Genomic DNA, 12902 nt, shown 5'->3' on the forward strand with positions numbered 1-12902 from the left:
TCTACTCCTGAAGGGCGGAGATCAACTCGGGGGAGGACGCGACCCAGCCGAAGATGCCGCCCTGCGCGGCGATCATCTCGAGGCCGACTTTCTGGAACTCGGGGAAGTACGAGCCGACGCAGTCGGCCAGGACCAGGCATTCGTAGCCCCGGTCGTTCGCTTCCCGGACCGTGGTGTGCACGCAGACCTCGGTCGTGACGCCGGTGACGACCAGTGTCTTGGTGTCGCCGAGGATCTCGGCGAGATTTGTCGCGTAAAATGCGCCCTTGCCGGGTTTGTCGACGACGGCCTCCCCGTCGGCCGGCTGCAACTCGTCGATGATGTCGTGGCCGTACTCGCCGCGGATCAGGATGCGGCCGAAGGCGCCGGGGTCGCCGATCCGCATGCTGGGGGCGCCACGATGAAGCTTGGCCGGCGGGCAGTCGGACAGATCGGGCAGATGTCCCTCGCGGGTGTGGATGACCGGCAGGCCGGCCGCGCGCCAGGCCTTGAGCAGCGCGGCGAGCGGCTCGATCGTCCGGCGCAGCTGGGACACGTCGTTGCCGAGCGACTCGCCGAACCCGCCCGGCATCAGGAAGTCGCGCTGCATGTCGATCACGAGCAGCGCCGTGCTGTCCCACTCGAACTTGAGCGGCCCGGGACGGGCTTCCACCAGCGGCATTTCAGGCCTCCGTCCCGGCGATGACGTCGTCGGCGGTCGCGACGCAACCGAAGACCCCGCCCTGCATGGTCACCATGTGCAGCGCGGCCGTGTGGTTGGCCGGGTCGGTCGCGCCCGTGCAGTCGCTGAGGATCAGGCACTCGTAGCCACGGTCGTTGGCCTCGCGCATGGTCGTGTGGACGCAGACGTCGGTGGTGATGCCGGTCAGGATCAAATGCGAGATGCCGTGCGTACGGAGCACCAGGTCGAGATTCGTGGCATAGAAGGCGCCCTTGCCCGGCTTGTCGATGATCACCTCGCCCGCGACCGGCGCCACCTCGGGGACGATCTCCCAGCCCGGCTCGCCCCGGACCAGGATCCGCCCGCACGGCCCGTCGCCGCCAATCTCGGCCCCGATCTGGGCCGACCGCCACCGCTTGTTGGCCGGCAGGTCGGACAGATCCGGGTCGTGCCCCTCCCGGGTGTGGATGACCAGCATCCCGATGTCGCGCGCGTGCGCCAGCAGCCGGGCGGTGGCCGGCAACCCGGCCCGGGTCAGCTCGATGTCGTAGCCCATCGAGTCGACGTAGCCGCCCTTGCCGCAGAAGTCGGTCTGCCAGTCGATGCAGATCAGCGCCGTCCTGTCGACGGGCACCGACCCGTCGTACGGCCACAGGTACGGGTCGGCCTTGACCGGCCCGATCGTCACGGTCATGAGTCAGCTCCTCTCCTCCGGTGGTTCCGCCAGCCGCCGCCGGCGGTGATGTCGAGGGCGCCGGCGGTCGCGTACGCCTCACACAGGAAGCCGGTGACCTCGGCGCCGTCCGCGAGCGCGACCCGGCCGAGGCCGAGCGGCGCCCGGATGCCGGCCAGGAACCCGCCGAGCCGGGCCGCCGGCAGCTCCCACAGCTCCACGTCGATCGCGGCGCCGCCGTCGGGGTCACGCACCAGCCCCGGCACGCCGGACGGCAGCCGGTAGAGCCGGTAGCAGGGCGCGGTGCGGGCGGGGCCGAGCAGCGTGGCGCCCAGCTCCAGCAGCTCGCCGTTGCGCGGCTCGCCCGACAGGTGCAGCCCGGCGACCGCGATCGTCATCCGGTCGTCGACCGGCAGCGCGCGGGCCGCCAGCCGGAGTGTCTCGTCGCTGAAGGCCGGCCCGAAGAGCGTGATCGAGGCCGGCCGTCCGTCCGCGGTGAACCCGTTCGGCACCGTCACGGCCGCCATGTCCAGCAGGTTCGCGAACTGCGTGTAGCGGCCCAGCGTCAGGTTGCGGCCGATCGGGTCCTCGGCGATCTCGGCCCGGGTGAACGTGGTGCCGACCGTGGGCAGCGCGAGCACGTCGATCCGTTCCCACAGGCGGTCGGCGGCGTGCCGGAGCTCCCGCAGGCGGTGCTGGGCGCGGAAGGCGTCGGCGGCGGTGAACCCCTGCCCGGTCTCGAGAACCCGCCGCGTCACCGGCAGCACCGACCCCGGGTGCGCAGCCAGGAAGTCACCGAGATCGGCGAGCCGCTCGGCCACCCACGGGCCGCGATAGAGCAGGTCACCGGCCTCGAGCAGGGGCCCGATGTCGACGGTCAGGTCGCCGGCGAACCGGGCGAACGCCTTCTCCTGCCCGGCGTCGCCGAAGAAATCCAGCTTCTCCGGTACGCCGATCCGCGGCGCCGTCGTCAGCGGGCGCCTCCGGTCCGGCCGGGACCAGGGGTCGTCCCGCTCGAAGCCGGCGGCCACCCGCATGACCCGGCCGGCCAGCGTCAGGTCGGTGGCGAAGACCGAGACGCAGTCCAGGGACCGGCAGGCCGGCACGACGCCGAGCGTGCTGAGCAGCCCGCGGGTCGGCTTGATCCCGACGATCCCGTTGAATGCGGCCGGGACCCGGCCCGAGCCGGCGGTGTCGGTGCCGAGCGCGAACGGGACGGTCCCGTTGGCGACGGCGACGGCCGATCCGGAGCTCGAGCCGCCGGCGATCAGCCCGTTGCCGAAGACACTCTCCGGGGTCCCGTACGGCGAGCGCGTCCCGGTGAGGCCGGTGGCGAACTGGTCGAGGTTGGTCTTGCCGACCACGATCGCACCCGCGTCGACCAGGCGCTGGACGACGGCCGCGCTCCTGGCCGGCCGGTAGGCGAAGTCCGGGCAGCCGGCGGTCGTCGGCAGGCCGGCGACGTCGATGTTGTCCTTGACCCCGAACGGGATGCCGGCCAGGGGCAGCGCCGGGTCGATCTCCCGCGCGCGCTCGCGGAGCTGGTCGGCCGGGAAGGTGCTGATCCACACACCCTCGGCCCCGGCCAGCTCGGCTACGACATCATCGATGTCCACATCGTCGATTGTCGACAATCCTGTTTCGGGGTCAGGCTCGTTGTGTAACGCGATGGTTTCGCTACGTCAGATAGGCGCGAGCGCCGTGCTCGTCGAGCGCCCGCAGGACGCCCTCGGTGTCGCCGGCCTCGACCGCCGCGAACAGCCGCTCGTGCCGGTGCACGCCGTCCTCGGCGCGAGCGGCCTCGGCCTCGCGCTGCATGTTGACCGCCATGTAGAGCTGGATGCGCACCAGGACCGACTCGTAGAGGCCGGCCAGCTGCCGGTTGCCGCCCAGGCGTACCACCTCGACGTGGAATCGCCGGTGGGCGTTCGCGAGCTCGAGCCGATCGCCGGCCTCGGTCGCCCGGCGCATGACGTCGAGCACCGCGCGCAGGCCGGCCGGGTCCGGACGCTCGGGCATCGTCGCCACGGCGTGCCGCTCGAGGATGTCGCGGACCTCGTACAACTCGCGTACGTCGGTGTCGGAGAGGGTGGCCACCCGCGCGCCGCGCCGGGGGATGTGCTCGACCAGTCCCTGCTGGGCGAGAAGCCGCATGGCCTCGCGCAGCGGCGCCCGGCTGATGCCCAGCCGGCGGGTCAGCTGCTCCTCGACCAGGCGCTCGCCGGGGGCGGTCCGTCCGCTCAGGATGTCGCGCCGCAGACGCTCGACGGCGAGCTCGACGAGACTGTACGTCTCCAGCTCTTCGTCGCTCACCCTTGGTAGTGTGCCAGCCCGCGTCTCGGGGACGTCAGACGCCTTCGCCGTCGTTCTTCTTGTCCGTGCCGCGGAGGCTCGGCCACACCGCCACCACGATCATGGCGATGCCGATCACGATGAGTAATGCCCAGAGCCAGATCACGCGGCGGACACTACCGGTCCGGCCCCGGGTCGCCCCAGGGCCGGACCGGATGTTTCGCGCTCCTCGTGGCTACGCCGCGAAGTTCTGGCCCGTCTCGAGCAGCGTCTTGAGGTCGCTGAGGATCCAGGCCCAGCCGCCGCCGGCCCCGCCGTCGTCGGTGCCGGCCACCATCGCGGCCGTGGCCGGCGCGCCGGTCAGCTCGTGCGTGACGGTCAGCTTGCAGACGCCGGGCTGGGTCTTGGCGTCCTCGATCTCGTAGGTCAGCGTGGTGAACGGCTCGGCCGCCGTGGTCGGGTCCATCAGCATCCGCCAGGTCTGCACCAGCCGCCGCGGCGGGTCGACCTCGAGCACCTCGCCGTCGAGGATCGTGTCCGGGACGCCGAACCCGTTGGCGGCGGCGAAGTCCTTCATCTCCTGGGTGGCGGTCGCGTGGAACGAGCCGCCCTTCGACAACTCGTAGTGACTGGGCGCCTGGTACGCGTACCGCGAGTTCCACTCCGGATCGGTGATCGCGGCCCAGATCCGCTCCGGCGTCGCCTTGATCCACACCCGGTAGACCTGGGTCGTGAGCGCGGTAGCGGTAGTGGTGTCGGTCATGGCTCTTCCTCCAGCGCGTGCTTGAGATCGACGAGGGTCGTGACGTGGTGCTCGGTGTACTTGTCGATCCACCGGTCGTGGATCAGCCGGATCGGCACGGGATTGAGGAAGTGCAGCTTCTCCCGCCCGGACCGGCGCGTGACGACGAGACCCGCCTCCTCGAGAACCTTGAGGTGCTTGGCCACACCGAAACGCGTCATCTCCAGCTCGGACTCGAGCTCCCCCAGCGAGCGGCCGTCCCGTTCGAAGAGCAGGTCGAGCAGGAAACGACGGCTGGGGTCGGCGAGCGCCTTGAACACCCGGTCGTCGTCTTCCATGACGCTAAGTTATGTGACCTTTTGGTCACCTGTCAACCCCGCGATGTTCGCGCTGTGTGACAACTTGCTGATCCCCGGTCAGATTTAAGGACCTCCTAATAGACCGGCATCGAAGGTGGGCGTTACGTTGGCGGCCGGAATCACTGGAAACCTTCAAGTTTGGAAGTGCTCCCAGTTCCGCCGGCACACTCCCGTCAGGGGGAGTGCATCACCTCGCCCCGGCGGCGGAGTTCTTCCTATCCGTCGGAGTTGAGACGGCACAGCGCCGGGTGGCGGCCCGGCGCTGTGCCCCTTTACGGGGCCGGTTCATCGCCGGCGCGCGAGCATCTCCTGCTCCAGCCGCCAGGTCGCGCCGCCGTCGTCGGAGACGTAGCCCAGCCAGCGGAAGCTCGCGCCGGTCAGGTCGGTGAACAACCACCGGATCGGCCGGCCGCGGGGGTCCGTTCCCTCCTGCGCGATGCCGCCGTCGTCGCCGGCCCGCCCGGTCAGCGTGGTGGTCGTCCCGGCCGGGGAGAACCACACGATCGCCCACGTCTTGCCGGCCGGGTCGTAGTGGCGGACCGTGCTGCCGGTGACCCGGCGCGGATAGCCGTCCGGCCCCGGCGCCGTGAACCACATGACGTCCTGGACGGTGTGGCCGGCCAGCACCCACCCGAACGTCCACACGACGGTGCCGTGGACCCACTCGTCCCGGTCCTCGGCGTAGTAGCGGTTGGTCAACGTCCCAGGCCCCGGCCAACCGGCCGTAGAGGTCCATCTCCTGCTCGTGCCCCGGCCACGGCCCGGCCGCGGCGAGCTCTTCAGTCATGCCCATGGGCGCCAGGGTGCGGTGCTCACCGCGTACGCGTCTTGAAGCCTTTTGTCGTTAGGTTGGAGTCCGTGCTGGAGCATCGGATCCTGCTCGAGTCGCCCGTCGCGCGGGTGGCGGCGGTGCGCTGCCCCGGTGGCCGGGCGTGGAGTGCCGAGGAGGAGGTCTCCGGCGCCGCCGTCGTGCTGATCCGGCGGGGCGTCTTCGTGCGGCGCGCCGACGGGCGCGCGACCCTTGCCGACGTCACGGCCGGGTATCTGCAACGCCGCGCCGAGCTCCAGCAGATCGCCCATCCGGCCGGCGGCGATCTCTGTACGTCGGTCGCCGTCCCCGACGAGATGGCCGACCGCTTGGCGCACCGCCACGGCGACCGCGTGCCGGTCTCGGCCGCCGCCGACCTCGCCCACCGGCGTCTGCTGGCCGCGCACCCGGCCGACCGTGCCGACCTGGTGGCCGACCTGATCGCGGCCCTGCTCCCGGAATCGCTCCCCGCGCCGGGCCCGCATCCGCCGGGTACTCCGGCGGCGTCGGGCTCGCTTCTCGCACCGAGCGGCATGGTGGCGGCCGTCGACGAGGTGCGCGCGCTCCTGCACACCGACCCGAATCTCGACCTGACCGCGCTGGGCCGGGCGGTCGGCTGGTCGCCCTGGCATCTGTCCCGCACGTTCCGTCGCGTCACCGGGTGCACGCTCAACGCGTACCGCCGCCGTCTGCGTGTCCGCGCCGCGCTCGATGAGCTCCCGGCGTCCCTCGATCTTGCCGCCCTGGCGCTCCGGATGGGTTTCGCCGACCAGGCGCACATGACGCGGGCCGTCCGCGAGGAGACCGGCCACACTCCGGGTGCGCTGCGCCAGGCGCTCGGGCCCAGGCGCTGTGAGCTGCGGTGATGCGTGGAGCGGGCGACGAGAATCGAACTCGCGTAATCAGTTTGGAAGACTGAGGCTCTACCATTGAGCTACGCCCGCGAGGCCCCGGTTGCCCGGAGCTCGCCCGCCAGCTTACTGAATCGCTCCACGCCACTGCGAGCGGGATTCCCACCTAGGTGACTCCAGCGCACGTGGAGGAAAGCGGACCGCATACACTGGCCAGCGCCACGGGGTGTGGCGCAGCTTGGTAGCGCACTCGCTTTGGGAGCGAGGGGCCGTGGGTTCAAATCCCGCCACCCCGACTGACACCAACTATTCGTAGCTACAAGGAGTACGCCTGTGAAGAGCACCGTCGAGACTCTGAGCCCGACCCGGGTGAAGCTCGCCATCGAGGTGCCGTTCGACGAGCTCAAGCCGAGCCTGCAGAAGGCGTACCGGGAGATCGGCGCGCAGGTGCAGGTGCCGGGCTTCCGTCGTGGCAAGATCCCGGCCGCCGTGATCGACCAGCGGGTCGGCCGCGGCGCGGTCCTCAACGAGGCCGTGCAGGAGGCGATCCCGCAGCAGATCCTGGCCGCGGTCCGCGAGCACGACGTGAAGACGCTCGGCCGCCCCGAGGTGGAGATCACCGAGTTCGCCGACAACGAGCCGCTGAAGTTCACCGCCGAGGTCGACGTCCGCCCCGAGATCACGGTGCCGGACCTGAAGACCATCTCGGTCACCGTCCCGGCCGTCGAGATCGGCGACAACGAGATCGACGAGCAGATCAACGGCCTGCGCGAGCGCTTCGCCACGCTGAAGACCGTCGACCGGCCGGCCGCCGAGGGCGACTATGTGCAGCTCGACCTCAACGCGACCGTCGACGGCGAGGAGGTGCCGGGCGGCTCCGCCACCAACATCTCCCACGAGGTCGGCAGCAAGCAGCTGCTCCCGGGCCTCGACGAGGTCCTGGTCGGCCTGGTCGCGGGCGCCGACGCCGAGTTCACCACCCAGCTCGTCGGCGGCGACTTCGCCGGCCGCGACGCCGAGGTGAAGGTGACCGTCCGCAGCGTCAAGGACAAGCAGCTGCCCGAGATCGACGACGAGTTCGCCCAGCTGGCGAGCGAGTTCGACACGCTCGAGGAGCTGCGCAACGACCTGCGTGAGCGCCTGACCCGGGTGAAGAAGGTCGAGCAGATCTACGCCGCCCGCGACGAGGCCCTCAAGCAGCTGGTCGAGGCGGCCGACATCCCCGCGCCCGAGGGCGTCGTCAAGGACGAGGTCGAGGGCCGCAAGCAGGCCATGACCGACCAGCTCGAGCGGATCGGCGCGACCCTCCAGGACTACCTCACCTCCGAGGACAAGACCGAGGAGCAGATCGACCAGGAGCTGACCGAGGCGGCCGAGGAGGGCGTCCGGATCCAGCTGCTGCTCGACACGATCGCCGACGCCGAGGACGTCCAGGTCTCCGACGACGAGTTCGGCCACGAGATCGTGCACCGGGCCCAGCGCGCCCAGATGCAGCCCCAGCAGTACTACGACCAGCTCGTCCAGTCGGGCGCGGCGGCCGCGGTCTTCGGCGACGTCCGCCGGGGCAAGGCGCTCGCCTCGGTGATGGAGCAGGTCGAGATGAAGGACTCCGAGGGCAACGTGCTGACCCTGGACGACCTGCGCGCGGCCTCCGAGGCCGAGCACGAGGGCCACAACCACTGATTTTGGTTCTGAGTTTGGTTTGAGCCGGGGAGAGTCGCGATCGCCCCGTTGACGAGGAGGCAGTCGATTTTCCGTCGCCGCGGGGTTTGCGGTGCCGGGAAATTGGCTGCCTCCTCGTCAACCTGAAGGGGGCGATCGCCCGCGGAGCGAAGCGGAGCCAGCTAGCACTGCGCTGTCAGCGAACACCTGCCCGAGCGGGAAGCTGATGCTCTTTCGACCGGTTAGGTTGGTCGTACGACGGACAACCTGCCGGCCGGAAGCTCGGCCGGCACAGTCAGCTGTGAAGGGCTGCCATGACCGATCTCCACATCCCCGCGAGCCCGGTGCTGCGCGGGGGCGACACCCTCAGTGGCAACCTCGACGACTCGGTCTTCAACCGCCTGCTGCGTGAGCGCATCATCTTCCTCGGCAGCGAAGTGACCGACGCGGTGGCCAACCGCATCTGCGCGCAGCTGCTGCTGCTTTCCGCCGAGGACCCCGAGCGCGACATCCACCTCTGGATCAACTCACCGGGTGGTTCGGTCTACTCGGGCATGGCGATCTACGACACCATGCAGTTCATCGACAACGACGTGCAGACGGTCGCGATGGGAATGGCCGCCTCGATGGGGCAGTTCCTGCTCTGCGCCGGTGCGCCCGGCAAGCGCTTCGCCCTGCCGCACGCGCGCATCATGATGCACCAGCCGTCGGGTGGCATGGGTGGCACCGCCGCCGACATCGCCATCCAGGCCGAGCAGATGCTCTACACCAAGCGCATGTTCCAGGAGCGGATCGCGTTTCACACCGGTCAGACCCAGGAGCAGATCGAGGCCGACTTCGACCGGGACCGCTGGTTCACGGCGCAGGAGGCCAAGGACTACGGCTTCATCGACAAGGTGATCACCGGGGCCACCGAGGTCTCCGAGGGCGCCGGAACGCTGAACTGAGGAGCAGAACTATGACCGACCTGACCATGCCTCCCGGGTTCGCTCCGGTGCACAACCGCTACGTTCTCCCGTCGTTCGTCGAGCGCTCCTCGAACGGAATGATGAAGGAGACAAATCCGTACAACAAGATGTTCGAGGATCGGATCATCTTCCTCGGCGTCCAGGTGGACGACGCGTCGGCCAACGACGTGATGGCCCAGCTGCTGACGCTGGAGAGCTCCGACCCCGACCGCGACATCCTGATGTACATCAACTCGCCCGGTGGCTCGTTCACCGCCATGACGGCGATCTACGACACCATGCAGTACGTCCGGCCGGACATCTCCACGGTCTGCCTGGGCCAGGCGGCCTCGGCCGCCGCGGTCCTGCTGGCCGGCGGCACGGCGGGCAAGCGCATGGCGTTGCCGCACTCCCGGGTGCTGATCCACCAGCCGGCCACCGAGGGCGGCTACGGCCAGGGCTCGGACATCGAGATCCAGGCCCGCGAGATTCTCCGCATGCGCACGCAGCTGGAGGAGATGATCGCTCGCCACTCCGGCCAGCCGGTCGAGAAGGTCCGCAAGGACATCGATCGTGACAAGATCATGACGGCGGACGAGGCCAAGGAGTACGGCCTGGTCGACGTGGTCCTGGCGACGCGCAAGAAGAGCCTGCAGTCCGTCGGCGCCGGCAGCTGAGGCCGCAGTTCAGGGGCCGGCCCGGTCGAGTTAGACTGGCCGACCCCTGACACGCCCGTTTTGGGGGGTCGGAGAAATGCCCCTTGGCGGGTAACGTCGAGGCAGCAGCCTCAGTTACGCGGTTCGGCAGACGATGAGATGGCAACGAGGCAATCGGTCCTCGTGTCAGGGGTCGGCGTAAAGCCGGCCGATGAGCTCAAGGAGAACGTAGGTGGCACGGATCGGCGACGGCGGCGACCTACTGAAGTGCTCCTTCTGTGGGAAGTCCCAGAAGCAGGTCAAGAAGCTCATCGCGGGCCCCGGCGTTTATATCTGCGACGAGTGCATCGACCTCTGCAACGAGATCATCGAAGAGGAGCTGGCCGAAACCGGCGAGGTGAAGTGGGAAGAGCTTCCCAAGCCGATGGAGATCTGCGCCTTCCTCGACAACTATGTGGTCGGGCAGGAACAGGCGAAGAAGGCGCTTTCGGTAGCGGTCTACAACCACTACAAGCGCATTCAGGCCGAGTCGAGCGGCGCGCCGGGCAGCGGCAGCGACGTCGAGGTGGCCAAGTCCAACATCATGCTCATCGGCCCCACGGGCTGCGGCAAGACGCACCTGGCGCAGACCCTGGCCCGCATGCTGAACGTGCCGTTCGCGATCGCCGATGCCACCGCGCTGACCGAGGCCGGCTACGTCGGCGAGGACGTCGAGAACATCCTGCTCAAGCTCATCCAGGCCGCCGACTACGACGTCAAGCGGGCCGAGCAGGGCATCATCTACATCGACGAGGTCGACAAGATCGCCCGCAAGAGCGAGAACCCGTCGATCACCCGTGACGTCTCCGGTGAGGGCGTCCAGCAGGCGCTGCTGAAGATCCTCGAGGGCACGGTGGCGAACGTTCCGCCCCAGGGCGGCCGCAAGCACCCCCACCAGGAGTTCATCCAGATCGACACGACGAACGTGCTGTTCATCGTGGGCGGCGCGTTCGCCGGCCTCGACCGCATCATCGAGTCGCGGGTCGGCCACGGCGGCGTCGGCTTCGGCGCCCACCTGCGCTCGATCTCGGAGCGGAACACGGACGACATCTTCAGCAAGGTCATGCCGGAGGACATGCTGAAGTTCGGCCTGATCCCCGAGTTCATCGGCCGCCTTCCCGTGATCACGACAGTCCGCAACCTGGACCGCGAGGCGCTCATCAAGATCCTCACGGAGCCGCGGAACGCGTACGTGAAGCAATATCAGCGTCTTTTCGAGCTGGACGGCGTCGAGCTCGAGTTCGACTACGGCGCGCTCGAGGCGATCGCCGACCAGGCCATGCTTCGCGGCACCGGCGCCCGCGGCCTCCGCGCGATCATGGAAGAGGTGCTGCTCTCCGTGATGTACGAGGTGCCCAGCAACCCCGACGCCGCCCGCGTGGTCATCACCCGCGAGGTAGTGCTGGAGAACGTGAACCCCACGATCGTTCCCCGGGAGTTCGTCGGTCGCCGGCGTCGCCCCGACCGCGAGGAAAAGTCGGCCTAGCTTCTGGGACGCCGCCGGGCATCGCTCGGCGGCGTTCTTCTGTGCCGCGCGGCTAGTCTGGCGTCATGCGCGTAGCCGTGTGCCAGCTCAACTCCCGTGACCAGCGTGACCAGAACCTAGCCGTCGCCCGCCGGCTGCTCGAGCAGGCGGCCACCGCCGGCGCCCAACTGGCCGTCCTGCCGGAGTACACGGATTACCTGGGTCCCGGCGAGGGCGCTCCCAAACCGGAGGGACCCGACGGGGAGTACGCGACGTTCTTCGCGACCGCCGCGCGCGAGCTCGGCCTCTGGGTCCACGCCGGTTCCTTCCACGAGATCGGCCCCGACGACCGCCGTACGTACAACACCTCTCTGGTCTTTGATCCGCACGGCGAGCTGGTCACCCTCTACCGCAAGATTCACCTGTACGACGTGGAGATCGCGGGCCGCGTCTCCTACCAGGAATCGCGCTCGGTAGCCCCCGGCGCCGAGACCGTGGTGGCCGACATCGCCGGCGTCCGCACCGGCCTCTCCATCTGCTACGACCTGCGTTTCCCGGAGCTGTACCGCCGCCTGGCCGTCCAGGGCGAGGCCCGCATCCTCGTGGTGCCGGCCGCCTTCATGATGCACACGGGCCGGGACCACTGGGAGGTCCTGCTCCGAGCCCGAGCGATCGAGAACCAGTGCTATGTGGTCGCGGCCGGCCAGATCGGCGACCATGAGCCGAAGCGCACGTGTTTCGGCCGCAGCATGATCGTCGACCCGTGGGGGACGGTGCTCGCCCAGGCGCCGGATACGGTCGGCGTGGTGACGGCGGATCTGGACTTGGCGCGGCTGGAGCAGATCCGGACCGAGCTGCCCAGTCTGGCGAATCGTCGGTTGCTGGCCTGATCGCTGGTCCGTCGGTTTGCCCGTTCGTCCGTTCGTCCGCCGGCCCGCCCGCGGCGCTGGTCGCCCAGCTTGGTCGCTGCTGTCTGCCGGTCGGCGCTGTGTCGGCCGTTGTCGTTGATCGTCGCTGGTTCCGCCGCCTCCCCCGCCCTGTTCTGGGTGGGGGAGAGTTAAGCGCCAGGGACCGACATTTCCCGGGCGTCATCCACAGCTCGACGATGGGTGTCCGGGGTCACAAAAGCTGGATCAAGTAGCCGACGACGGCCAGGCCGATCACGGCGGAACCGGTCAGCAATAGGGCGCCGCCCATGCGAGAGGGACCGCGGCGGATGATCCGGAGGACCGAGACCACCAGCGTGACCAGCACAAGCGCGCCGATCACCACTTGCCACAGGGGGACGAGCAGATCGAGGAGCGCGTCGGCAGCCAGCGTCCGGGAGGAACCCATGCGCTCACTCTGTCATGGTCGGCAAGCTCGGCGGGGGGCCTCGCCGGAGCGACGCGCAAGGGCGTCGATTTGCATCGGGCCCGGGTGATCACGTAACTTTCTCTCTGCCCGCGGGAAACCCGGACGGAACGCCACGAAGGTGACGAGCCGCAAGGTCAAACGCGGGCGGCAGAGGTACGCGTTAAGCTAGCCGAAGCACCGGGCGATGTTGGCACGGAAATCCGCAGGACCGGGGATTTGCGCCGACGAGGTCGACCGGGTAGAGTTACAAAGCCCGCGGGGAACCGGGCGGACTGATCGCTCAGCGATCGTCGGCCGGTCTGCGAGGCCACCTCTACGAGCTACCCGCTTTCGAGCGGGCGCGTTTCGTGGGGAAAACATTTGGGCGGTGCCGGCAAGATTTCGGATCTTG

At 69.2% G+C, this 12902-nt stretch carries 14 protein-coding genes and 2 tRNA genes; 7 read left to right on the top strand and 9 right to left on the bottom strand.

Features of this window, described 5'->3' with window-relative positions; all coding sequences use genetic code 11:
* Position 1 precedes the first annotated feature (1 nt).
* The 7 genes from ACQP2F_RS07180 to ACQP2F_RS07210 all read right to left on the bottom strand — a co-directional run bounded on the left by ACQP2F_RS07180 (position 2) and on the right by ACQP2F_RS07210 (position 5426).
* Entirely contained in the window at positions 2-661 is a 660-nt protein-coding gene (locus ACQP2F_RS07180; RefSeq protein WP_433301810.1) for a cysteine hydrolase family protein, read from the bottom strand.
* 1 nt (position 662) lies between these two features.
* A complete protein-coding gene (gene biuH, locus ACQP2F_RS07185; protein ID WP_433301812.1) occupies positions 663-1355 on the bottom strand; it encodes a biuret amidohydrolase in 693 nt (230 codons plus the stop codon).
* The gene (atzF, locus tag ACQP2F_RS07190) at positions 1352-2950 is read right to left on the bottom strand and encodes an allophanate hydrolase (RefSeq protein WP_433301814.1); all 1599 of its coding nucleotides are present in this window, start codon (positions 2948-2950) and stop codon (positions 1352-1354) included. Before atzF ends, biuH begins: the two co-directional genes overlap by 4 nt.
* A 61-nt stretch (positions 2951-3011) precedes the next feature.
* On the bottom strand, positions 3012-3647 hold the full coding sequence (locus tag ACQP2F_RS07195; RefSeq protein WP_433301815.1) for a GntR family transcriptional regulator: 636 nt from the start codon (positions 3645-3647) through the stop codon (positions 3012-3014).
* Between the two features lie 214 nt (positions 3648-3861).
* Entirely contained in the window at positions 3862-4389 is a 528-nt protein-coding gene (locus tag ACQP2F_RS07200) for an SRPBCC domain-containing protein (protein WP_433301817.1), read from the bottom strand.
* Complete coding sequence (locus ACQP2F_RS07205) at positions 4386-4706, bottom strand: ArsR/SmtB family transcription factor (protein WP_433301819.1); 321 nt, start codon at positions 4704-4706, stop codon at positions 4386-4388. The genes ACQP2F_RS07200 and ACQP2F_RS07205 overlap by 4 nt, the downstream gene beginning before the upstream one ends.
* 306 nt (positions 4707-5012) lie before the next feature.
* Complete coding sequence (locus ACQP2F_RS07210) at positions 5013-5426, bottom strand: hypothetical protein (RefSeq protein WP_433301821.1); 414 nt, start codon at positions 5424-5426, stop codon at positions 5013-5015.
* Between the two features lie 159 nt (positions 5427-5585).
* Between ACQP2F_RS07210 and ACQP2F_RS07215 the strand changes: the two genes are divergently transcribed.
* Entirely contained in the window at positions 5586-6401 is an 816-nt protein-coding gene (locus ACQP2F_RS07215) for a helix-turn-helix domain-containing protein (RefSeq protein WP_433301823.1), read from the top strand.
* Positions 6402-6405: 4 nt separating this feature from the next.
* Here the strand turns inward: ACQP2F_RS07215 and ACQP2F_RS07220 are convergent.
* A tRNA-Gly gene (locus ACQP2F_RS07220) sits at positions 6406-6479 on the bottom strand.
* Positions 6480-6608: 129 nt separating this feature from the next.
* Here ACQP2F_RS07220 and ACQP2F_RS07225 point away from each other — a divergent pair.
* From ACQP2F_RS07225 to ACQP2F_RS07250, 6 genes are all read left to right on the top strand, one after another.
* Positions 6609-6682: transfer RNA gene (locus ACQP2F_RS07225), tRNA-Pro, on the top strand.
* A gap of 37 nt (positions 6683-6719) precedes the next feature.
* Positions 6720-8069: a trigger factor gene (gene tig, locus ACQP2F_RS07230; RefSeq protein WP_433301825.1), complete on the top strand. Its 1350-nt coding sequence runs from the start codon at positions 6720-6722 to the stop codon at positions 8067-8069.
* Positions 8070-8362: 293 nt separating this feature from the next.
* Positions 8363-8995: an ATP-dependent Clp protease proteolytic subunit gene (locus ACQP2F_RS07235; RefSeq protein WP_433301827.1), complete on the top strand. Its 633-nt coding sequence runs from the start codon at positions 8363-8365 to the stop codon at positions 8993-8995.
* Between the two features lie 11 nt (positions 8996-9006).
* Positions 9007-9672: an ATP-dependent Clp protease proteolytic subunit gene (locus ACQP2F_RS07240; protein ID WP_433301829.1), complete on the top strand. Its 666-nt coding sequence runs from the start codon at positions 9007-9009 to the stop codon at positions 9670-9672.
* A gap of 211 nt (positions 9673-9883) precedes the next feature.
* Positions 9884-11176: an ATP-dependent Clp protease ATP-binding subunit ClpX gene (clpX, locus tag ACQP2F_RS07245; RefSeq protein WP_433301831.1), complete on the top strand. Its 1293-nt coding sequence runs from the start codon at positions 9884-9886 to the stop codon at positions 11174-11176.
* A 65-nt stretch (positions 11177-11241) separates the two neighbouring features.
* The gene (locus ACQP2F_RS07250) at positions 11242-12045 is read left to right on the top strand and encodes a carbon-nitrogen hydrolase family protein (RefSeq protein ID WP_433301833.1); all 804 of its coding nucleotides are present in this window, start codon (positions 11242-11244) and stop codon (positions 12043-12045) included.
* Positions 12046-12274: 229 nt separating this feature from the next.
* On the opposite strand, the gene ACQP2F_RS07255 is transcribed toward ACQP2F_RS07250, so the two are convergent.
* Positions 12275-12490, bottom strand: a complete 216-nt coding sequence (locus ACQP2F_RS07255; RefSeq protein ID WP_433301835.1) for a hypothetical protein — start codon at positions 12488-12490, stop codon at positions 12275-12277.
* Positions 12491-12902 lie beyond the last annotated feature (412 nt).

Source organism: Actinoplanes sp. CA-030573 (assembly GCF_050951115.1).
GTDB lineage: Bacteria > Actinomycetota > Actinomycetes > Mycobacteriales > Micromonosporaceae > Actinoplanes.

Excerpts from the sequence above, each read along its gene's own strand:
- ACQP2F_RS07180 (WP_433301810.1), bottom strand. The coding sequence starts at position 661 with ATGCCGCTGGTGGAAGCCCGTCCCGGGCCGCTCAAGTTCGAGTGGGAC.
- biuH (WP_433301812.1), bottom strand. The coding sequence starts at position 1,355 with ATGACCGTGACGATCGGGCCGGTCAAGGCCGACCCGTACCTGTGGCCG.
- ACQP2F_RS07200 (WP_433301817.1), bottom strand. The coding sequence starts at position 4,389 with ATGACCGACACCACTACCGCTACCGCGCTCACGACCCAGGTCTACCGG.
- ACQP2F_RS07205 (WP_433301819.1), bottom strand. The coding sequence starts at position 4,706 with ATGGAAGACGACGACCGGGTGTTCAAGGCGCTCGCCGACCCCAGCCGT.
- ACQP2F_RS07235 (WP_433301827.1), top strand. The coding sequence starts at position 8,363 with ATGACCGATCTCCACATCCCCGCGAGCCCGGTGCTGCGCGGGGGCGAC.
- ACQP2F_RS07240 (WP_433301829.1), top strand. The coding sequence starts at position 9,007 with ATGACCGACCTGACCATGCCTCCCGGGTTCGCTCCGGTGCACAACCGC.
- ACQP2F_RS07250 (WP_433301833.1), top strand. The coding sequence starts at position 11,242 with ATGCGCGTAGCCGTGTGCCAGCTCAACTCCCGTGACCAGCGTGACCAG.
- ACQP2F_RS07255 (WP_433301835.1), bottom strand. The coding sequence starts at position 12,490 with ATGGGTTCCTCCCGGACGCTGGCTGCCGACGCGCTCCTCGATCTGCTC.